The 22,548-nt window shown below is 43.5% G+C and carries 21 protein-coding genes; 10 read left to right on the forward strand and 11 right to left on the reverse strand.

Annotated features, from left to right (window positions below; translation table 11 throughout):
* Positions 1–155: 155 nt before the first annotated feature.
* The 6 genes from AC1P5O_RS06205 to AC1P5O_RS06230 all read right to left on the reverse strand — a co-directional run bounded on the left by AC1P5O_RS06205 (position 156) and on the right by AC1P5O_RS06230 (position 7,233).
* Complete coding sequence (locus tag AC1P5O_RS06205; protein ID WP_222110503.1) at positions 156–611, reverse strand: bacteriohemerythrin; 456 nt, start codon at positions 609–611, stop codon at positions 156–158.
* 275 nt (positions 612–886) lie between these two features.
* On the reverse strand, positions 887–1,735 hold the full coding sequence (locus tag AC1P5O_RS06210) for a class II glutamine amidotransferase (RefSeq protein WP_138742934.1): 849 nt from the start codon (positions 1,733–1,735) through the stop codon (positions 887–889).
* 131 nt (positions 1,736–1,866) lie between these two features.
* Positions 1,867–2,775: an acetylglutamate kinase gene (gene argB, locus AC1P5O_RS06215; protein ID WP_004279270.1), complete on the reverse strand. Its 909-nt coding sequence runs from the start codon at positions 2,773–2,775 to the stop codon at positions 1,867–1,869.
* Between the two features lie 10 nt (positions 2,776–2,785).
* Positions 2,786–4,204, reverse strand: a complete 1,419-nt coding sequence (locus tag AC1P5O_RS06220; protein ID WP_262457536.1) for a phosphomannomutase/phosphoglucomutase — start codon at positions 4,202–4,204, stop codon at positions 2,786–2,788.
* 489 nt (positions 4,205–4,693) lie between these two features.
* Positions 4,694–5,146 (reverse strand): dUTP diphosphatase, encoded by a 453-nt coding sequence (gene dut, locus AC1P5O_RS06225; protein ID WP_005247107.1) that lies wholly within the window; start codon positions 5,144–5,146, stop codon positions 4,694–4,696.
* Positions 5,147–5,193: 47 nt separating this feature from the next.
* Positions 5,194–7,233: a UvrD-helicase domain-containing protein gene (locus AC1P5O_RS06230; RefSeq protein WP_262457538.1), complete on the reverse strand. Its 2,040-nt coding sequence runs from the start codon at positions 7,231–7,233 to the stop codon at positions 5,194–5,196.
* Positions 7,234–7,358: 125 nt separating this feature from the next.
* On the opposite strand from AC1P5O_RS06230, the gene AC1P5O_RS06235 reads away from it, so the two are divergent.
* Positions 7,359–8,181, forward strand: a protein-coding gene (locus AC1P5O_RS06235; RefSeq protein WP_262457540.1) for an IS5 family transposase whose coding sequence is annotated in 2 segments (ribosomal slippage) — positions 7,359–7,739 and positions 7,741–8,181 — 822 coding nt in all. Because the reading frame shifts where the segments join, the coding sequence is not laid out codon by codon here.
* Positions 8,182–8,257: 76 nt separating this feature from the next.
* Here AC1P5O_RS06235 and AC1P5O_RS06240 read toward each other — a convergent pair.
* Complete coding sequence (locus AC1P5O_RS06240) at positions 8,258–8,911, reverse strand: YiaD family glycine zipper/OmpA-like lipoprotein (RefSeq protein ID WP_262457542.1); 654 nt, start codon at positions 8,909–8,911, stop codon at positions 8,258–8,260.
* 252 nt (positions 8,912–9,163) lie between these two features.
* On the opposite strand from AC1P5O_RS06240, the gene yihG reads away from it, so the two are divergent.
* The 6 genes from yihG (at position 9,164) to AC1P5O_RS06270 (ending at position 13,674) form a co-directional block, all read left to right on the forward strand.
* Positions 9,164–10,105, forward strand: a complete 942-nt coding sequence (yihG, locus tag AC1P5O_RS06245) for a 1-acylglycerol-3-phosphate O-acyltransferase, YihG family (protein ID WP_262457544.1) — start codon at positions 9,164–9,166, stop codon at positions 10,103–10,105.
* A 2-nt stretch (positions 10,106–10,107) separates the two neighbouring features.
* Positions 10,108–11,172, forward strand: a complete 1,065-nt coding sequence (locus AC1P5O_RS06250; protein WP_005104801.1) for a hypothetical protein — start codon at positions 10,108–10,110, stop codon at positions 11,170–11,172.
* A 159-nt stretch (positions 11,173–11,331) separates the two neighbouring features.
* Positions 11,332–12,036 (forward strand): septum site-determining protein MinC, encoded by a 705-nt coding sequence (gene minC / locus AC1P5O_RS06255; RefSeq protein ID WP_005104802.1) that lies wholly within the window; start codon positions 11,332–11,334, stop codon positions 12,034–12,036.
* 66 nt (positions 12,037–12,102) lie between these two features.
* Entirely contained in the window at positions 12,103–12,915 is an 813-nt protein-coding gene (gene minD / locus AC1P5O_RS06260) for a septum site-determining protein MinD (RefSeq protein WP_222110506.1), read from the forward strand.
* 2 nt (positions 12,916–12,917) lie between these two features.
* Positions 12,918–13,190, forward strand: a complete 273-nt coding sequence (gene minE / locus AC1P5O_RS06265) for a cell division topological specificity factor MinE (RefSeq protein WP_005104804.1) — start codon at positions 12,918–12,920, stop codon at positions 13,188–13,190.
* 196 nt (positions 13,191–13,386) lie between these two features.
* Positions 13,387–13,674, forward strand: coding sequence for a PA4642 family protein (locus AC1P5O_RS06270; RefSeq protein ID WP_153567141.1), 288 nt, complete (start codon positions 13,387–13,389; stop codon positions 13,672–13,674).
* A gap of 62 nt (positions 13,675–13,736) precedes the next feature.
* Here AC1P5O_RS06270 and AC1P5O_RS06275 read toward each other — a convergent pair whose 3' ends face one another.
* Positions 13,737–16,796, reverse strand: coding sequence for a DNA translocase FtsK (locus tag AC1P5O_RS06275; RefSeq protein WP_262457548.1), 3,060 nt, complete (start codon positions 16,794–16,796; stop codon positions 13,737–13,739).
* 249 nt (positions 16,797–17,045) lie between these two features.
* Between AC1P5O_RS06275 and trxB the strand changes: the two genes are divergently transcribed.
* From trxB to AC1P5O_RS06290, 3 genes are all read left to right on the forward strand, one after another.
* Positions 17,046–18,008 (forward strand): thioredoxin-disulfide reductase, encoded by a 963-nt coding sequence (trxB, locus tag AC1P5O_RS06280; protein ID WP_262457550.1) that lies wholly within the window; start codon positions 17,046–17,048, stop codon positions 18,006–18,008.
* 92 nt (positions 18,009–18,100) lie between these two features.
* Positions 18,101–18,832, forward strand: coding sequence for a leucyl/phenylalanyl-tRNA--protein transferase (aat, locus tag AC1P5O_RS06285; RefSeq protein ID WP_121980280.1), 732 nt, complete (start codon positions 18,101–18,103; stop codon positions 18,830–18,832).
* 21 nt (positions 18,833–18,853) lie between these two features.
* Positions 18,854–19,669, forward strand: a complete 816-nt coding sequence (locus AC1P5O_RS06290) for an arginyltransferase (protein ID WP_499005893.1) — start codon at positions 18,854–18,856, stop codon at positions 19,667–19,669.
* 15 nt (positions 19,670–19,684) lie between these two features.
* Here the strand turns inward: AC1P5O_RS06290 and rimI are convergent, their stop codons facing one another.
* From rimI to tuf, 3 genes are all read right to left on the reverse strand, one after another.
* Complete coding sequence (gene rimI / locus AC1P5O_RS06295; RefSeq protein WP_005104810.1) at positions 19,685–20,143, reverse strand: ribosomal protein S18-alanine N-acetyltransferase; 459 nt, start codon at positions 20,141–20,143, stop codon at positions 19,685–19,687.
* Between the two features lie 105 nt (positions 20,144–20,248).
* Positions 20,249–21,130: a metal-dependent hydrolase gene (locus tag AC1P5O_RS06300; RefSeq protein ID WP_216986587.1), complete on the reverse strand. Its 882-nt coding sequence runs from the start codon at positions 21,128–21,130 to the stop codon at positions 20,249–20,251.
* A gap of 223 nt (positions 21,131–21,353) precedes the next feature.
* Positions 21,354–22,544: an elongation factor Tu gene (gene tuf, locus AC1P5O_RS06305; RefSeq protein ID WP_004646112.1), complete on the reverse strand. Its 1,191-nt coding sequence runs from the start codon at positions 22,542–22,544 to the stop codon at positions 21,354–21,356.
* Positions 22,545–22,548: the final 4 nt, after the last annotated feature.

Below are 22,548 nucleotides of genomic sequence, written 5' to 3' on the forward strand. Positions count from 1 at the left end.
ATTGTCCTGCATGATGCATTCCTATAAAAATCTAGCGCTATTTTGCCTTGTGGAGCGGTGAAAATCAAAAACAAAAAGCAAACCACCATGACAGTGATTTGCTGCGCAAAAATTATAATTAGATTTTAATTTTTGTTATCTCGTTACGTCTTTTATTATGAAAAGAAACGAGCGAACCAGTTTTTACCTGTTTTCTTTTCTTTTTCCTTGATGATCCCCATCATATTTTCTTTCACGGCACCGACATAATCGGCGTCATCATGCTGAATATGGTTAATCAGCCATTTCGATAATACTTCGTGCAGCTCTGATTCAATGGACTGTCCCAGTTCAAAACGGTCACGATAAGACTCGATTTTTTTAATAAACAGGTCATGCACAGGTTTATGCGGCACCCGATATTTATAGCCGGCTTCTTCCTGAAGAGATTCCTCAAAGGTGAAATGCGACTGGGTATAATCAATAATATTGTCGAGAATCTGTTTAATACGGGCACGCTCGGTATTGGCATCAATTCCATCAATTTCGTTGATATAATCGAGAATTCGTTTGTGCTGATCGTCAATCACATCGATACCAGTATTATAATCTGGAACCCATTTCATTTTCATTACGACCACCTATAAATATTAAGGACTTATAACGTGAAAATGAGCATATAGCGTATTGATTCAAATAAAAATGAAGCAAATTAGTCGGCTTTCCGCCTAAATCCGGCTTTTTCATTTTAAGTTTCTGTTATATATAATTAAAAATAATTTATCCTGAGTAAAAGGCTAAGATATTAATTAACCAAAATCCGCAATAAACCTTTATTTATTCTTAGATTTTTTCTTATTTTTTAAATATAAAAAAACGGAGTTTAAACTCCGTCTTTAATCGCATTTCAATATTGATCAGCTCGCGTGACGCGTTTTAAGGAAGAATCAAGACGTTCACGTTCCAGACGTTCAACATGCGTCAACTGAGAACGTACTTTCGCCCCATGCTGAAACAGGATCATTTCACCGGGCTGGAAGGCAGTCCATTCTTCATTCTGGGTCAATGGTTCAGTGGTAATCACTGCGACGCGATCTTCAGGGGTCGTGACCTGACTAAAGTCCACTTCGACATCAATATCAATCAGCTGAGCCGGTCTAAACGGGTATTCACGTACCAGCCAGTGGAGTTTAGTAATCGCATAGCTAAACAGCGCCTGACCATTCGACAGGCAGAAATTAAAGGTGCCATGCTCCGCGATTGCAGGTGAAATTTCAGCTAGAAGATCGAAAACCTGATCCAGTTTCGGCTCATGATAGCCAAAGCGTTTCACCAGTTGATCCAGCAGGTAACAGAAGGCACGCTCACTGTCGGTATTTCCGACTGGGGTAAAGCGCCCTGACAGTTCAGGAAAATAATCATATAAATCGCCATTATGGGCAAAAATCCATTGCCGCCCCCAAAGTTCACGGCTAAAAGGATGCGAGTTTTCCAGATTAATTTTGCCTTGGGTCGCTTTACGGATATGGGCAATCACATTGCGTGATTTGATTGGATAATTACGTACCAGCTCGGCAATCGGTGATTCAATCGCGGACTGGTTATCGACGAACAGACGGCAGGCTTTATCTTCAAAGAAAGCAATCCCGAAACCATCCGCATGATCAGAGGTAATGCCCGCCCGCTGGGAAAACCCGCGAAAAGAAAAAGTAATATCCGTCGGGGTGGCACAATTCATTCCGAGCAGTTGGCACATGGTCTGGTTTCAGCTCTCTATTTACTTAGAAGCTTATTGTGCATGACTGTCCCAGTCATTTCAAATAGGTGGCTATAAGAAATCCAAATAAAAAAGAGTATCTATTGAGACTCTTTTTCGCAAAAATTGGCTTAAGAACGATGCGGATTGGCACGATTGGTAATGAGGGTGCCCACACCATGATCGGTGAAAATTTCTAGTAAGCTGGCATGAGGTACACGGCCATCCACGATATGTGCACTTACGACGCCGCCTTTTACCGCATCCAGCGCACAACCGACCTTTGGAATCATGCCGCCATAAATCACGCCAGTTTCGATCAGACGATCGACTTCTTGAGTGGTCAAACCAGTCAACAGGTTTTTATTTTCATCCAAGACACCGGTGATATTGGTGAGTAGAATCAGTTTTTCTGCACCTAGGGCTTCAGCGACTTTACCAGCGACCAAATCAGCATTGATATTATAGGTATTGCCTTCTTCATCGACACCTAGCGGGGCAATGACTGGAATAAAGTCACTATTGGTAAACATTTCCAGAACATCGGTTTTCACGCCAACGACTTCACCGACCAGACCCAGATCAATTTGCTCAACTGAACCATCTTCAGCCACTTTTTCCATCAGCAGCTTTTGCGCACGAATCAGGTTGCCGTCTTTACCGGTAAGACCAATCGCACGGCCACCATGCTGGTTAATCAGGTTCACGATAGATTTGTTAACGCTACCGCCAAGTACCATCTCGACTACTTCCATGGTCGCAGGATCAGTCACGCGCATGCCGTCAATACGGTCTGATTCGCGGCCCAGCTGTTTCAGCATGGAATCGACTTGCGGGCCACCACCATGTACCACGATCGGATTAATACCGACTGTTTTTAATAATACGATATCACGTGCAAATGAACTTTCCAGCTCAGGATCGGTCATCGCGTTACCGCCGTATTTTACCACCAGGGTTTTACCCGCAAAGCGTTGAATATACGGCAAAGCTTCTGTCAAAATCTGTGCTTTGTCGATGCCTGTTTGTTGATTTGGCATTCGCCTCTCCTTATTGAGCATCTAAAATGTCTTGAGCGATCTCTGGATAACGGTCACGCAACATGGCTACAAACAGATGACGAATTTCATTTAGACCTTGGGCATTATTGGCATCAAAGCGCACTGTGAAATACTCACCTGTATTGGATGCTCGAATGATGCCAAAACCATCCTCAAAATCAAGACGTATCCCATCAATTTTACTGATTTGCGCATTAATTCTTGCGGATTGTTGTTCAACGAAGTTTAAAAGCTCAACAGGACGTACTTGACGCGTTGAAATATAAAGATCTTCAGTACCATGTCGTTTTGGATAAGCCGCCAAGGCCTGCGCGAGAGTTTGCCCCGTTTGGTCGAGATATTCCATGACTCTGAGCGCTGCATAGAGTCCATCATCATAGCCCCAGCCGCGACCATCATTAAAGACATAATGTCCGGCATATTCCCCACCAAAAATCGCCTGATGCTGAGACTGGTTCAGATAAGTTCTGAGAAATGAACTGCCGGTACGAATCATCACCGGTTCCCCGCCCAGACGTTGCACTGTATCGCGAACCAGAGTTGAACATTTCACATCATAAACAAATTGGCGTGGTGCTGAATCGCTTAGGCAAATTTCAGCAAACAGGCACAATAACTGATCGGCTGTAATAATCTGACCATGTTCATCAATCAGAACCAAGCGATCGCCATCACCGTCCAAGGCAATACCGAGATCAGCCTGCTGTTGCATGACGGTTTGACGTAAAGTCTCAAGATGTTTGTCTTGCGAAGGATCCGGCGCATGATCCGGAAAATGTCCATTCGCCTCACAACGTAAAGCAATCACTTCACAGCCTATTTTTCTGAGTACCAAGTCAGCACAACGTCCGGCTGAGCCATGCAGACCATCCAGAATCACTTTAAATGAGCGCTTTAATTGAATATCTTCTAATATTCCTTGCTGATACTGCATGCAAAACTCTGGAATAATCTGATGCGGCAGTTCAGCTAAAGTAATTAGCTGGCTATCGCAATGTGACTTTGCCAGTTGGGCCACCTGTTGAATCATCTCAGGACAAGGTGGTTCACCATCAATAATCCATTTAATACCATTATCTTCTTTAGGATTATGACTGGCAGTGACCATAATGCCATTGCCATCAAACTGGCGTGCGGTGAAATATAGCATTGGGCTGGAACAACAGCCTATAATAGTGGCTTCCAGCGAATAGTCTTTAAAAATACGGGCAATGATGTCGGCAAAAGCCGGACTACTGATGCGTGCATCATAACCAATGGCGACACGTGTCTGTCCCGCAGCCTGATACTGCTGGGCTAAACCGTGGGCAATTGCATCAATGATCCCGGCACCTAATAGACTGACTTTACCGCGTATGTCATAGGCACGAAAGATATGCATGGGGAATGGATGATTCATAGATCCCATAAAACTGTCTTTTCACTATTCGTTAAAATAAGGAGATTTAAAATGATGATTTCATCATAATGACTTTAAACATTTGTTTTTGTTTTAAGACCTGCTATTTTTAAACGATTTCAATGTAACAATCAATTATAAAAATATAATCTACAACTTTAGAATTATAGGGTTCTTGTAATTAAACAATGATTAGACTTCTTGCGTTAGTCAAAATTTAAACAGCATAAAGCTACATTTAATAAGGTTTTAGCCAATTCAAAAATTAGGTAAAACGATACTTTCGCAAGAGGTCTATTATTCAATTATATTTATTTTGAGTTTCATCTAATTAGACATTTGATCATTACATAAATTTTAGATTTAAATAGCTCTACTGAACTAGAAAATAGGGTTTTATTTTTAAATATATTTCAATCAGCTCATTTTTAATATCTGATTCACTTAAGTAAAAAAATGGCTTACATCCAGTTAATGAATGTAAGCCATTATTAAAACTTAGTTTTTACCCGTATGACCAAAACCGCCAGCACCGCGTTCAGTGGCTTCGAATTCATTCACCAGATCGAATTCAGCCTGCACCACAGGAACCAAGACATACTGCGCCAAACGTTCACCTGGCTCTAAGCTGAAAGCAGTCTGGCTACGGTTCCAAACGGATACCATCAATTCACCCTGATAATCAGAATCGATTAAGCCTACCAAGTTACCCAACACGATCCCGTGTTTATGGCCTAAACCCGAACGTGGCAAAATCAGGCCAGCAAATGCAGGATCTTCAATATAGATTGCTAAACCAGTTTTCACCAAAACCGTTTGGCCTGGTTCAATGATCGTAGTTTCTGTAACACACGCACGCAAATCCAGCCCCGCTGAACCTGTCGTAGCATAAGTCGGCAATGGCCATTCCTGACCGAGACGCGAGTCAAGGACTTTCACCTGAACTTTCATGTATTCATTCCTGTTGTTTCATTTAAAATAAGAGCAAGCCTTGCGCCTTATCGTTTGATAAGGTTACGCAAATTATCCAGATAATGTTGGGCTTGTAATTTTGGATCGATGTTACCAGCCAGCTTTTTCTTACGACCTAACCATTCCAGCTCATCTTCTGGTAATTCATCCAAGAAACGGCTTGGGGTCATTTGCTTCATCTGCCCGCCCGCCTTGCGCTGTTCTGCCAAAGTAATGGTCAAGCCCTGACGTGCACGGGTAATACCCACATACATCAAACGGCGTTCCTCTTCGACGGTTTCCGCAGCGATCGAATTTTTATGTGGCAAAATTTCTTCTTCCAGCCCGATCAGATAGACATAAGGAAATTCCAGACCTTTAGACGCATGCAAGGTCAATAAGTTGACTTTATCGGTGTCCTCTTCTTCCTGCTGCTGCTCGAGCATATCCAGCAGCACCATTTTACGAATCACACTTTCAATATTTTTTTCATCAACATCTTCAGCGCGGTTAATCAGGCTCTGAATACTGCTGTAGAGTACCTCGATATTATCGAGCTTGGTTTTTTCCTGCGCTGGCGTGGCTGCAGTTTCCTTGATGTAATCGATATAACCGGCTTCAATCATCATCTGGCGGATGATCGGCACGGGTTCATCATCATCCAGTAAATTGCGAGTAAAACCCTCAATAAAATCGGCAAACTCAGCCAATTGGGTCGTGGCCTTTTTCGGAATCGCCATGGTCAGACGCTGATCCGCTGCCGCAGCCAGAAGTGACAGATTATTTTCCTGAGCAAATAATCCAAGTTTTTCCAGCGTTACCGGGCCAATTGCCCGTTTTGGTGTATTGATAATTCGTAGGAATGCGCTGTCATCTTCAGGGTTAATGATCAGGCGTAAATAGCTCATCATATCCTTGATTTCGGCACGTGCGAAGAAAGACTGTCCACCAGACAATTTATACGGAATCTGCATCTGACGTAGATGGGTTTCTAAAATACGGGCTTGGAAATTGCCGCGGTACAACACCGCATAATCTTTCCAGCCTTTACCGTTCATTAATTTATGTGTGATCAGGTCTTTAACGACGCGTTCTGCTTCGTCATCATCATTGCGGCAGGTAATCACACGGATCACTTCACCATGGCCTTTGTCCGACCAGAGCTTTTTATCAAAAATATGCGGATTATTGCCAATGACAGTGTTGGCTGCTTTGAGAATACGACTGGTCGAACGATAGTTCTGTTCCAGTTTAATCACTTTCAGATTAGGAAAATCCTGTTGCAGCAAGGCCATATTTTCCGGTTTAGCCCCACGCCAGGCATAGATTGACTGATCATCATCGCCTACTGCGGTGAACTGTCCCATCACGCCAACCAGTAATTTCACCAGAATATACTGTGCGGTGTTGGTATCCTGATATTCATCGACCAGCAGATAACGCACGCGATTTTGCCATTTGTCACGGACTTCGGCATTTTCCTGCAGCAAGCGTGTTGGCATCACAATCAGGTCATCAAAATCCACGGCGTTATAAGCGCGCAAATTACGTTCATAAAGCTGATATAAATGCGCAAATTGCACATCTTCGGCAGTTTCACAGGTGGTATGTGCCTGCTCGGGTGGAATCAGATCATTTTTCCAGTCCGAGATCATTTTCATGGCTTTAGCAATCAGTTCTTTGCTTTCTGCACCGGATAAATTGTCACGCTGCATCAGATCCATCAGAATGCGTTTACAGTCGTCAGCATCCAGAATCGAGAAATTATTTTTCAGTGGGGTATGTTTCAACTCCAGGCGCAGCATATTCAGGCCAAAAGTATGGAAGGTCGAAACTGAAACGCCTTTACTTTCTTCACGCGTCAACAATTTGCTGACACGCTCTTTCATCTCACGTGCTGCCTTGTTGGTAAAAGTCATCGCAGTAATACGATGTGCGGGAATCCCGCAATGCTTGACTAAATACGCGATTTTTCGCGTGATCACTGAAGTCTTGCCTGAACCCGCTCCTGCAAGTACTAACAAGGGTCCTTGAGTGTATTTCATGGCTTCAAGTTGCTTGTCATTTAACTGACTGGCGAGTGACATATGGCTTCCTCTTCTAGATTCGGCTCCGATTATAGTCATCTCTGCGTCAGTTGCCTAATTTAAAATACGATTAATCAGGTCAATAGACCTCTTGCGAAAGTAAAAACCACCTCAATATAGATTTCATGAGATATCAGAAATTAAACCGTTTTTCAGATTCTGAATTTAAACGCCTGGTTGGCGTACCTCGACCAGTTTTTACCGAAATGGTAGATGTTTTAGAAAAAGCAGAATCACTCAAAAAGAAATCAGGTCGTCCTCATACTTTAGATTTAGAGGATCAGTTGTTATTAACGCTCAATTACTTACGGAACTACAGCACTCAACTGGAATTGGCGGCAAATTACCATATCGCTGAAAGCAATGTGAATCGAACCATTAAAAAAGTTGAAGATGCATTAATGAAATCAAGACGTTTTACTCTGCCAAAACGAAGCATTACCACAGCAGACGAACACTTTAACTGGGTCATTATTGATGCCACAGAATGTTCAATAGAACGCCCGAAAAAAAAATCAGAGTAAGTTCTACAGTGGTAAAAAGAAGAAACATACGCTAAAAGTACAAGTGATCTATCATCCGAAGAGCAAACAAATCATAGGGCTAGATATATCGAATGGCAGTCAGCATGACATTAAACTGGCAAGAAAAACGGTTAAGAAATTCAAACATTGTGAATATGTTATGACCGATTTAGGTTACTATGGATTAGAGCAAGATGGTTTTAAATTATTGATGCCAATAAAGAAAAAGAAGAATTTACCCTTATTTGATGTTGAGAAAAAGTACAATAAAATGATTGGAAAAATACGAGTTGTGATCGAACACATCAATAGTCAATTGAAAACATTTAGAATATTAAGTGAACGCTATCGAAATAGACGGAAAAGATTTGGTTTACGCGTCAACTTAATAGCTGCATTGGTAAACCGGATAAATTTTCAATAATGACTTTCGCAAGAGATCTAATGTTCAGATATAAAAAAAACCACCCGAAGGTGGTTTTTTCTTAAGCGTTCAAGAATTATTGAACTGCATATACCGCGATTTCTACACGACGGTTTTGTTCTTTACCCGCAGCAGTTGTGTTATCTGCGATTGGGTTCGCTGAACCTAAACCTTGAGCATTAATACGTGTACGTGAAACACCTTGGCCTGCCAAGTAAGTCGCTACAGAGTTTGCGCGTGCTTGAGACAATGGCAAGTTAATTGAGTCATTACCCGTACTATCTGTATAACCAGTTACAAGAATACCGCTCTGGTTATCTTCTGTTAATACTTGCGCCACTTTGTTCAAAGTGCCATAGAAGTTTGGTTTGATATTTGATTTGTTCGTATCAAATGTAATGCTGCCTGGCATCACAAGGTTAATCGAACCATCTGCATTACGGTTAACGTCTACGCCCGTACCCGCTGTTGCTTGACGTAATTTTTTCTCTTTGTTATCAAGATACACACCCGCTGAACCACCAACAACAGCACCAATCGCTGCTGCACGGTTATTTTGACGGCTGGTATTCGCATTGCCTTTAGAAACACCGTAACCTGCTGCAGCACCAATTAAAGTACCTAGAGCAGCTTTATCATATTCCACACCACCGATGTTATTACCAGTTGATTGACAACCTGTAAGTGCTACGGCCCCTGCTACAGCTGCTGAAATGACTAGTGCACGCATCGCATGACTCCTTGTTGTATGCTTTGTTGTTAAGCGAGATAATGATTTAAATTGAATGGGCTAACCATTGAATTTTTGTTAATAATAAATCGTTTAGTAATATTTTGTAATGTTTATATGTAACTAAAACCAAGTAGTTCGTCACAATATCTTCATAGTTTCCTGTTTAGGCTTTTTTATTTGCCTAACTGTCTCTATATTACTCAAAATATGAAAAAATTTAAGTGATTAATCTCTGGGGACTGTTTGGATATGTCATCGAATAGCAACAAGCAACCGACTTTAAAAAAACTGGCGCGTGGCCTGACGGTCACATCCGTCATGACGGGCAGTACTTTTTTTCATGGCCCCCCAGTGCTGGCCTTGGGTTTAACCAAACTTTTTAAAAAATCCGCAAAAGTGGATGAAACCAATATCAAGATTACCAACAGCTGGTTAGGGGTCAATAACTGGCTGATTGAGCATGTTTTAAAAAATACCCAATGGCAAATCAGTGTAGATGAATTACTGGATTTGAATATGCAGGGCCGTTATTTGATGACCTGTAATCATCAAAGCTGGGTCGATACCACGGTCAACCAGTACTTCGGTCTGACCCGTATGCCCCTGACGCGTTTCTTTACCAAATGGGAGCTTATTTTTATTCCTTTTGTGGGTCAGGCCTTTAAAATCTTAGGCTTCCCGATGATGAAGCGGCATAGCAAGGAACAAATTGCTAAAAATCCTGCGCTGAAATACCGGGATATGGAAGAAGCACGCAAATCTTGTGAACAGCTGATCAGTCAGCCTTTTACCCTGTTAAATTATCTGGAAGGCACGCGTTTTACCCAAGAAAAGCATGATCAGCAGCAGTCTCCCTATACACATTTACTGAAACCTAAAGCCGGTGGTCTGGCATTGGCACTGAGTATTCTCGGCGATAAAATTGATGCGCTGGTCGACATGACCATTGTTTATCCTGACGGTATTCCGGGCTATGGTGAATTTTGGTTAGGTGAAGTGCCACGTATTGCGGTAAATTTAAGAAAAATTGATATTCCAGACTGGGTACTGGGCGGCAATTATGAAGATGATGCTGAATATCGTGCACGTTTTCAAAAATGGATTGATCAAATCTGGACTGAAAAAGATCAGCTCATCGCACAAATGCAGCAGAACTTTGCCCAAGCCCCGGTCGGATCTGTAACTGAGTAATTATGAAGAACGACAACCCGGACATTACGTCCAGCTCCTTTAAATTTGTTCGTAAAGGAACCTGGGGCTGGAAAATTGCACTGATTTACGACATTTTCATGATGGTTTTAATCATCATCAATCTGTTCTGTCTCAGTGCAAACGCCATTTTAATGAGCGATTTTGGTCAGTGGTTGTTTGACTTTATTCGTTTACCGGAAATCTTGCAGTTTTATAAAAGTGATTTACGCCCTTGGGTCATCATTACCGAGGGCTGGTTTACCACCTTCTTGGTCTGTGAATTATTGGCCCGCTGGGTTATCGCAATTGTCCTGCGTCATCATCGACGCTGGTGGTTCTTCCCTTTTGTACACTGGTATGAAATTTTATCCATTATCCCTCAGCTACGTTTCCTGCGCCTGCTGCGTGCGGTCGCGATTGGCTACAACTTGCATAGCCATGGTTATAAAGTAATTCCCAATCGCTGGTATCGCCAAGGCAACTTTTATTACAACATGCTGATGGAAGAGCTTTCTAGTCGGGTGGTACTGACTGTACTGGACGGCATCAAGCGTGAACTGACCACAAGTACATCACATAAACAGTTAATTGATGATTTGGTGGAACATCACCGTAAATTACTGGCCATTGCCTTGGCAGATATCTTGCAAGAATCTTTGGGCAAGGAATTACACTCACAACGTTCCATGATCGCTAAAAATGTAGGGCAAGTAGTGAATCAGGCGATTGAAGATACTCCAGAACTGACCCAATTATTACGTTTGATTCCAATCGTAGGTAGCCGGATTGAACAGCAAATTCAAAGTATTGGTCAACGCCTCGGAGAAAATATCACGCAAGGACTGATTGAACCATTTACCCACACAGGTCAAAAAGAAAATCCGACTTTTACCCTAATTTCAGATAAAATCAGCCAGATTCAGATTGAACATAATCCACATATTGATAAATTGGTCGAATCGGCTGTTTTTGAAACACTTGAAGCAATCCGAAAACAGGTAAAAGTCAAACAGTGGCAACAGATTTTAGAAGAACATGAGCAAAATCAGAGCTCAATAGATAAGTAAAGTTTAAAGTACAGAATCAGATCAATCCGTCCGGTTCTGTTCGCATAAAAAAATAACTGAGATCGCTAGAGAATTACTGCAATTTGTTCTAGGATTTGCACTATTTACAACATTGCTTCGACACAAAACCAGCACGTCAGAAGTATTTAAGGAAGAATTATGGCTGATATACGGATAAAAGGCAGAATGGTCAATGCGATACGCATTAGTCTAGATACCAATGATCATGATGCCATCCGCCAGCAACTTAGCCCAAAATTACAAGCTGCATTTCCACCGGGCACTTTGGCCGTCATCGAAAGTTCAGTTGAACAGGAACTCATTGCGCTGATTCAGTTATTAATCGACCTGGATATACAGCCGATGGCTGTCACGGAAGGCTTACTCGGCGAGCAGGCGCGTGCCATTCAGTTCCCGGTTCTGCCGCCCGATCGCCAGCTAGAAGAAATTAAAGCCACAAAAGAGCAAGTGGTGGAAGTCAAGCCAGAACCCGCAGCAGACAATGCCCAGGTAGCGCCAATTGTTGCGCATGTGACTTCATATCATGATGAAATTCTGCGTACCGGCCAATGTATCGTGCAGCATAATGGCGACATTATTATCAATGCCGGTATCAACAGTGGGTCAGAAGTGATTGCTTCAGGCAATATCCATGTCTATGGCAGCGCGCGTGGTCGTGTCATTGCAGGTGTCGGTGGCAATACGGCGGCACGTATTTTCTGTCATAGCCTCGAAGCAGAACTGATTTCGATCGCAGGCACCTATTGCGTAGCGGATGACATTCCTCCGCATGTGGTCAAAAAATCAGTGCATATTTACTTGAATGATCAACAAGAGCTTGTATTTGAAGCTCTACAATTTTAATGTATAAATAAACACCAAAAACCCCATTTTAAACAGGGGATTTGAACCATAACAGGAGTGGATTCGGTGGCGAAAATTGTTGTCGTAACATCAGGCAAAGGTGGTGTAGGTAAAACTACAACAAGTGCATCTTTTGCAACAGGTTTAGCCCTACGTGGTCACAAAACTGTTGTTATTGATTTTGATGTAGGTTTACGTAACCTTGATTTGATTATGGGCTGTGAACGCCGTGTAGTTTATGATTTTGTGAATGTTTTAAATAGCGAAGCACGATTACAACAAGCACTGATTCGCGATAAAGATATTGAGAATTTATATATTTTACCTGCTTCCCAAACACGTGATAAAGATGCCTTAACCGATGAGGGTGTAGCACGTGTAATGGATGAGCTTTCGCAGGAATTTGACTATATTATTTGTGATTCACCTGCCGGTATCGAGCGTGGTGCCATTCTGGCCATGTACCATGCGGATGAAGCGATCATTGTGACCAACCCTGAAATTTCTTCAGTCCGTGACTCTGACCGTATCATTGGTATGCTCGATAGCAAAACAAAAAAAGTAGAACAAAACGAAGGTCGCATCCGTAAGCATCTGTGTATTACCCGTTTCAATCCGGAACGTGCCGATAAACAGGAAATGCTGACGATTGACGATATTTCTAAGGATATTTTACGTGTACCGACCCTAGGTGTTATTCCTGAGTGTCCAAGCGTTTTACAGGCATCGAATGAAGGTAAGCCAGTGATTCTTTTCACTGAGGCTTCAGCGGGTCAGGCTTATGATGACCTGGTGGCGCGTTTCCTTGGTGAAGAGCGTCCTTACCGTCATATTGAGGTAAAACCTAAGGGCTGGTTAGCACGACTATTTGGAGCGTAGACATGGCAGGATTCTGGAGTAAACTTTTTAGTGGTGAGGAGAAGCCATCAAGCGCACGGACTGCTAAAGACCGTTTGAAGGTGATCGTTGCATCCGAACAAGGCTTGGGTCGTCGCTTGAGCCAGGACAAAATTGACCAGATGAAAACTGAAATCATGCAGGTGGTCAATCGTTATGTTCGCGGTGTCGATGAACAGCATATTCAAATGCAGGTTCGTTCTGAAGCCAATATTGAAATGCTTGAAATGAATATCAATTTACCTGAAGAACGATAATCTGATTTTTGATTGGTCAAGTAAATTGATTCAAGGCAAAATATGAGAGTGGTAGAAATAGTAGTTTAGCTATATTCCGCCCACTTGAAGCATAGCTTCAAGTCTTGCGACTAGGCAAAGCAGTGCTTTGCTAATCTAGTCTCATATTTTGCCTTTTTTCATGCCGAAAAAATTACATTAGATCAAGGAAATTGCGATGGCATTATCTCAACCAGCGACCTTTAACGAAGAATGGTCAGATGAGCGTGTATTTGCCTACTTGAATCAGCTTCCTCCTGCAGGTGTTAATGCTGATTTTCACGTGCTCTATCATGCTTTCAAACATATGCGTCCATTTGATTATGAACGCCTGTTGACGAAATTTGTCGCTGATGGCCGTGATGTCAATGCAACCAATCCGGAAGGACAACGAATTCATGACGTGATTGCCACCTACCCACGTCAAAGTGCGGAGTTTCTGGATGTATTGGCAAAATTTGCCTGAGTCGAGAGTCAATAAAAAGGCCTGCTTTAAAAGCAGGCCTTTTTATTGCAGAGATTCTGAAACTAAACCAGAATATCGCGTTTGCCATTGGCACCCATACCGCTGACAATGCCATTTTCTTCCATCTGGTCAATGATCCGCGCAGCACGGTTGTAGCCCAGACTGAATTTACGCTGTAAGGATGAAGTGGAAGCCTTACGGGTTTCTAGTACAAATGCCACACACTGGTCATATAACGCATCGCGATCTGATCCACCGTCGCCACCATCTTCAAAACCACGACTCGATGGTTCTTCATCAAATGGTGTGAGGATCTCGTCGACATAATTTGGTGAACCACGTTCACGCCATGCATCACAGATCCGGTTGACTTCGTCATCAGCAATAAACGCACCATGCACACGTTCAGGTTCAATTTTACCCGGGCCGAGGAATAGCATGTCACCATGACCAAGTAAATCTTCTGCACCGCCGGCATCCAGAATGGTACGCGAATCGATCTTGGAGTTAACCCGTAATGCGACACGTGTCGGAATATTGGCTTTAATCAAGCCTGTGATTACATCAACCGATGGTCGCTGAGTTGCTAATAGTAAGTGAATACCGGCAGCACGTGATTTTTGTGCCAGACGGGTAATCATCTCTTCAGCTTTCTTACCGACCTGCATGATCATATCCGCGAACTCATCCGCGACAATCACAATGGAAGGCAATGGCGTCAAACGCGGCGCACGTTCACCCACAACAGAATCGCTGGCTTTCCAGGTTGGATCGATCAGGTCTTCACCATTGGCAATCGCCTCTTCCACCTTGCGGTTATAGTCGCTTAGTTTACGGATTTTCAGGAAAGACATCAGCTTATAACGACGTTCCATCTCATTGACACACCAGTTCAATGCGCTGACCGCATCTTTCATATCGGTGACTACAGGCGTCAACAAATGCGGAATATCATTATAGTTCGCCAGTTCCAGCTGCTTCGGATCGATCAGAATTAAACGCAATTCATCTGGGGTATATTTCAGCAACATCGATAAAATCATCGAGTTCACCGCCACCGATTTACCTGAACCCGTGGTCCCTGCCACCAGCATATGCGGTGCTTTACCCAGATCAGCAATCACCGGATTACCGGAAATATCCTTACCCATTGCCATGGAGAGGATGCTATTCGGATCAGTGAAAGCTGGAATAGTTAAAAGTTCAATTAAACGGACCATTTCACGGGTACTGTTCGGTACTTCAATTCCAATATACGGCTTGCCCGGAATGACCTCAACCACACGCACCGATGCCATCGACATCGAACGTGCCAGATCACGCGAAATATTCGTCACTTTAGAGGCTTTTACCCCTGGCGCCAGATCCAGTTCAAAACGTGTTACGACTGGGCCTGGCTGTGCTTCTACCACCTTGGCTTTGACATTAAATTCTTGCAACTTGATTTCAAGAAGTTCAGATAAACGTGCCAGCTGCTCTTCGGTAAAATTCACTTTTTTATTGGGATCAACTTCATCCAGTAAATCCAGACCTGGAAGCGGCGATAAATCTTTACGGCGCTCAACCACCTGCATGGCACGTGACATCGGACGGCCTGAAGCATCAGTTAAAGGCGCATCAAAATCAAACTCGTCTTCATCCTGTGGCTTGCCAGCCGTTTCTTGCCAGGCTTCTACAAATTCTTCTTTAGATAAAGCTTCGCGTACTGCTGCATGAGTTGCAGAAGGAGGAGATACTGGTTGCTCTATACCCTGATGCTGAATTGGTGCCTGTACAAATGCAGAAGATTGGGCATAGCTTGATGCACGTACTGGTGGGCTTGGCTCATCTTCTTCAATCAGCAAATCACCCAGGTCATCCAGATAGGCCTGTAATGCGCTATTTTTCACGACATGTGCAGTCGCCATAGATGCCATCACAGGTGCAACATTGGTCATGTCTTCCACAATTCTTGCCGTCTTTTCTGCTGATGCTGTATTGAATGGACTATGCACATCGGTCGCAGTTTTACCTTGCGGAACTGCAGCCAGAAGTTCATCAAAGATTTCATCATCATCCCAGTCCAGGCCTGTATGTGAAGTCGATGCGGTTCTGGTATGAGCATGAGTCTGTGCTGCAACAGATTGTGGAGCAGCTATATGTGAGACTGGAGAATCAAGCTGTTCTTCTTCAGCTGCTTTGAGTAAGGCATCAATATCCTGTTTATGCCGCTGATCTTCATTTGAATGTAAGGCACGCCATACCTCGCCTGTGGCTACCACACGATCCGGCTGTTGAGGCACTTGCTGTACTTGCTTAAATGTCTCGACTGGCTCAGCAGCCTGCTGCTCAGCTTCAGAAATATCATCAAAAAACTGCGGTTGTTGTGATTCTTTATCGGCAAAATCATCAAATAAGCGCTCAGCTATCTGATCACGCACCACTGGATCTATTTCTACCAGGTGATGCTCAGGCGCGGGCGTGACTGCAACCGCTACTTTTTTGGCACTAATGACTGGCTCTTTTTTGGCGACAGGTGCAGTCCGGTCAAAATCAGACATGCCTTCAGGCACATTGCGGTAGAACAGGTCTTGTAAATAAGCAGGCGTTGCTTTGAGGCTGCTCCAGGTCTTGTTCCACTTCACCCCAAAAGCCAAGGTAAATAACACCACCCAAAGCACCAGCAGGAAGAATGCTGCACCATAGACTGTCAGCAGTTGTTCCAGACTCTGGCCTAATTCATAGCCAATAATACCGCCGGAAGAATTATCCAGCGTATCGGCAGGGACTTGCCAGAATAAAAACAACAGCGCTGAGGTGGTCAGCAACAGGAAGAATTGCGCCGCATAGCGAAATGGCCGGTTCAGGAAGCTACGCGGCCACCAGACCTGAATCGCTTCCATAAACAGATAGACAGGGATCAGCAGACTTGCCCAACCGAGAAAGCCAAACAAAAGGTCTGCAATCCAGGCACCCGCTACCCCACTGGCATTCGAAACGGTCTGCGTATCACTGGAGATATGCATCCACCCCGGATCAAATGGCGTATAGGTCACTGTTGCAAGAAACAGATAAATCCCAAATGAGACTAAAAATAATGTCATTACTAAGCGCTGTGCATAGGCACTCGACACCGCTGTCATATACTGTCCTGTAACCAATTCTTCATGAATATTCTTTTGCTTCAATGCTTGAAAAAAGCGACGCAATAAAATGCATATTATGCACCTGTTCTGTGAAAAAAGATGCACTATTGTGCAAGCACAATGTTACTTATGCTATATAGCCCAAATCGATTTCAATGATCAATAATATCGACTTTAATCTCACACCACTGTTATACAGTTTCACGTATAATTCAATAAATTTCTAAATAAAAAAGGATACAGCTGATGAGCGCACGTCACTCACGACTGATTATTTTAGGTTCTGGCCCTGCAGGCTATAGCGCAGCAGTGTATGCAGCGCGTGCAAACTTGAAACCTACCCTGATTGCAGGCTTGCAACTGGGCGGTCAGCTGACCACGACGACTGACGTCGATAACTGGCCGGGTGATCCCGAAGGTTTGACTGGTCCAGCATTGATGGAACGTATGCAGGCACATGCAGAGCGTTTTGGCACTGAAATCGTGTATGACCATATCAATGAAGTGGATCTTAGCCAGCGCCCCTTCGTGTTAAAAGGCGATATGGAAGAATTCACCTGTGATGCTCTGATCATCTGTACCGGTGCAACTGCCCAATACCTCGGTCTGGAATCTGAAGCAGCCTATATGGGTCAAGGTGTCAGTGCTTGCGCAACCTGTGATGGTTTCTTCTATAAAAACCAGAAAGTAATGGTCGTAGGTGGTGGTAATACTGCTGTTGAAGAAGCGTTGTATTTAGCTAACATTGCTTCTCACGTGACTCTGGTTCACCGTCGTGATTCCTTACGTTCCGAAAAAATCTTGCAAGATCATTTATTTGCCAAAGAAAAAGAAGGCAAGATCAGCATTATCTGGAACCATCAGGTCGATGAAGTACTCGGTGATGCACAATCTGGTGTGACCTCGGTTCGTCTTAAATCAACGCAAGATGACTCTACTCAAAACATTGATGTGACGGGTATGTTTGTGGCGATTGGTCACAAGCCAAATAGCACCATGTTCGAAGGCCAGTTAGAGCTTCGTGATGGTTATATCCAGGTGCAAAGTGGTACTGCAGGTAATGCAACCCAAACTTCGGTACCGGGTGTATTTGCAGCCGGTGACATTGCGGACAGCATTTACCGTCAGGCCATTACTTCTGCGGGTTCAGGCTGTATGGCTGCGCTTGATGCGGAAAAATATCTTGATGCGATGGGCAAACTAGACTAAGCAGCAAGAATAAAAAAGCCGTCCATTATGGGCGGCTTTTTTATTGCTAGAATGAGATGATGATTTATCTATAGATTTATGTCGGGTTTGCCATGTCTTTACTTCCTCCCTCAGAATTCATTTTTCCCAATCCGGTCGAGGTTGATCCTGAAGGTGAAGGACTGATTTGTATTGGTGCCGACCTCTCCCCTTCTACACTTTATGAAGCCTATACACATGGATTATTTCCATGGTTTTCAGAAGGTGATCCAATTTGCTGGTGGAGTCCGGAACCACGCTGCATTATTCGCCCCGAAGATTATCATCCAAGCAAATCCCTGCTACGCAATATGAAAAAGCAGGACTATAAAATTACAATCAATCATGCTTTTGAAAGGGTGATTCGTTCCTGTTCATTGCCGCGTGCTTATGCAGACGACACCTGGATCAGTGAAGATATTATCGCAGGCTATTGTGACATGTTCGACGCAGGATATGGTTATAGCATTGAGGTCTGGGATGAAGATCGCGTCGTCGGTGGACTTTATGGTGTGACCATCGGTCAAGGCTGTTTTGGTGAATCCATGTTTAGTACGCAAACCGATGTTTCTAAAATGGCTTTCTATACTTTAATGCTGATTGGACAGGAAAATAAACTACCCTGGATCGACTGCCAACTGGTCAACGATCATCTTTTAAGCCTGGGTGCCTGCACACTTTCTCGCCAAGCCTATCTTAATTCTTTACAAGATATTGTAAAAAAGCCTGCGATTGATTGGAAAAAGTATCAGGAAGGTGTATTTTCAAGTAAAACAATAGCGCAAAACGCGCGCTTAAGTGAATGAAAATAACAGAGGGTAGTTGTTATGAACTCTTATCAGCCAAAGGCCCTACTGAACGATTTACAGTATTATATTACGCCGCCGCATGATTGCAGCTATCTGCCCAACAAGTCGGCGCGCATGGTTTTTCTGGATCCCGCACATCGAATTGATGTAGTCACTTTATCGGAACTGTCACGTACCGGTTTCCGTCGCAGTGGTGATTTCGTGTATCGCCCCGAATGTCATTTGTGTCGTCAATGTCTGTCTTCGCGTGTGCCTGTTGCTGAATTCCGCATGAACAGTTCACAAAAAAAAGCCTGGAAACGTAATCAGGATCTGGTGATAAAAATTACCAGTCCAGAGCACGCCGGGGACCTACATTATGCGCTGTATGAACGCTATATCAATGAACGCCACGCAGATGGCGATATGTTCCCACCCACCCGGGATCAGTTCGAAAAATTTTTATTGCAAAGCTGCACCGACAGCTTCTTTCTAGAATTATGGCAAGGTGAGCGTCTAATCAGCGTTTCCACTTGCGACCTGCTGGATGATGGCATCTCTGCCGTTTATACCTTCTTTGATCCGGATGAAAATCGTCGTTCACTCGGTGCTTTTGCAATCTTGAAACAGATTGAACATGCACAAAAGCTGGGCTTACAATTTATCTATCTGGGTTATTGGGTGCCACATTCCAACAAGATGAATTACAAATCTCAGTATCTGCCACTGGAACTCTTGATCGATGGACAATGGCGACTTTTAAATCATGCATTGAGTGCCACGGAGATTCAGCAATTGGGAAACTCATTAATGACGACCTTACCCAGCGGATGGAATCACCAGATTATTAAATAAGGTCGTCAGTTTGTATTATTTAAATAGACTAGCAAAATCATCCGTACATGCTTTTACCATAATGATGGCATGTTCACGGCTTCCGTTACTGTTAGGATAATAATTCTTGCGCAGATCAATCTGATGAAAGCCTGATTTTTCATACAGCTTGATCGCAGCCAGATTACTCTCGCGCACTTCCAGGAAAATCTGCACCGGATTATTTTTTAGCATCGCCACTGAAGCCTCCAGCAACTGATAGCCCAAGCCCTGACCTTGCTGTGCCGGATCAATTGCCATGAGCAATAAATTGGCTTCATCCAGCACTGGTTGTAAAATACAAAATCCGGCCACCTGCCCTTGCACTTCAATCACGGTACTTTGATAAGCCGTTACAGCATCTTCGAACTGTTTTAAAGTCCAGGGATGTGATTGAACTGATTTTTCAATCTTTGCAACGACTTCTACATCCGCTGCTTGCATTAAACGAATCATCTTCGTTCATCTTATATAGAATCAACCTCCGCATTATAGAAACTTCATCCAAAAAATCGAGCAAAAAAAAGAGCGATTTTAGTCGCTCTCCAATCTTCAGTTCTGTCACAGACCCAATTTGGCTTTCCAGGTCGCCAACAGTTGATCTGTATAATGATCATTCGGATGGAATCCCGGTTTAAAATACATCAGCATTTCTTTCGCCATACCCGTAATGACACCTTTAGAAGGACTATAGGCATAGGTATAAATGGCTTTTAAGGACTCAAGATTAAACTGCTGATCCTGTTTAAGCAAACGGGCGAGGAAATAGCTTTGCACCACAAATAAGGTTGCCATTGCGATGACCAAGGATGAAGTACGCAGTGCATAGGCTTTTAGGCCTTTGCCAAAAACTCCTTCAAAGACATCATGTGCAACTGCCTTATGTTCATTTTCCTCGATAGCATGCCATAACCACATGGTTTTCATGGTTTCATCTGTCATCAATTCCTGAATGTGGCTATTGGTCAAAAGCTGTGAGGCAATGGTTGCAGTGAAATGCTCAAGTGCCGTAGTTACAGTCAAATCTACCATTTCTTGGGTAATTCCCACAGGCTTACCCAGTTTAGCCATGACTTTACGTGTCGTTTGAATGACTTTATCGGTATAACGATCAAGCGTCTCGACATCATGCCCATGTTTTTGCGCAGAAGCATTAAAGCCGATATGCTCGTGAGTATGCATGGCTTCCTGACCAATAAAAGCAGAAATTTCTTTTTGTAATGCTTCATTATTGGCAATTGCAGGATGGTTACGTACCGCGCGGACTGAATCTATAAAAAACTTTTCACCTGCTGGAAATAGCGCAGATAATGCGGTCATAAAATGAGTGAGACCTGCTGAACCATTCATCCAATATTCCGGTACAGCATCAAAATCAAAGTTCATGCGACGAACCGGAAAACTAGCACCCGCACGATTGGTAATATTTACTTTCGCATTCATGTGACCACTCCCATCAGCCCAACCCAGGCCCAAAAATGTAATATTCATATTCTTATCTGTATATTACGTGGTAATTTTTTTTACATAAGTGCAGTTTAGGTCAAGCCGATATCAGATAAGGACAGCTTTTGAAATCATTGTCAGACAATTTATTTTTAGTTTTATAAAAGTTTGAATCAAAAAAAAGCGCCTCAAAGAGGCGCTTTTCTTACACAATCAGCGATTATGCAGTTACTTTAGCAACTACACCAGCACCAACTGTACGACCACCTTCACGGATCGCAAAACGTAGACCTGGGTCCATTGCGATCGGGTGGATTAGCTCTACTGACATCTCAACGTTGTCACCAGGCATAACCATTTCCACGCCTTCTTTAAGCGCGATCGCACCAGTTACGTCCGTAGTACGGAAGTAGAACTGTGGACGGTAACCGTTAAGGAATGGAGTGTGACGACCACCTTCTTCTTTAGAAAGTACATATACTTCCGCATCGAATTTAGTGTGTGGCTTGATCGCACCTGGTTTAGTCAATACTTGACCACGTTGTACGTCTTCACGCTTAGTACCACGAAGAAGAACACCACAGTTCTCGCCCGCACGACCTTCGTCAAGAAGCTTACGGAACATTTCTACGCCGGTTACTGTAGTAGTTTGAGTATCACGGATACCAACGATTTCTACAGACTCACCTACTTTAACGATACCAGTCTCTACACGGCCAGTTACTACTGTACCACGACCAGAGATTGAGAATACGTCTTCAATTGGCATAAGGAATGGAAGATCGATCGCACGCTCTGGCTCTGGAATGTAAGAGTCAAGTGCTTCAACAAGCGCAACTACCGCTGGCTCGCCGTATTGGCTGTCATCACCGTTAAGCGCAAGAAGAGCAGAACCACGGATTACTGGAGTGTCATCACCCGGGAAGTCGTAAGTAGAAAGAAGTTCACGAACTTCCATTTCAACTAGTTCAAGAAGCTCTTCGTCATCTACAAGGTCGCATTTGTTCAAGAATACAACGATGTAAGGTACACCTACCTGACGAGAAAGCAGGATGTGTTCACGAGTCTGTGGCATAGGACCATCAGTCGCAGCACATACAAGGATCGCGCCGTCCATCTGAGCAGCACCAGTAATCATGTTTTTAACATAATCGGCGTGACCCGGGCAGTCTACGTGAGCGTAGTGACGAGTTGGAGAATCGTATTCTACGTGTGAAGTATTAATTGTAATACCACGTGCTTTTTCTTCTGGTGCAGAGTCGATTGCAGCGTAGTCTTTCGCTTCGCCACCGAATTTCTTCGCACATACAGTTGCAATTGCAGCTGTTAAAGTTGTTTTACCATGGTCAACGTGACCAATTGTGCCCACGTTAACGTGTGGCTTATTACGTTCAAACTTAGCCTTAGCCATGAGA

It is taken from the genome of Prolinoborus fasciculus, assembly GCF_056724605.1.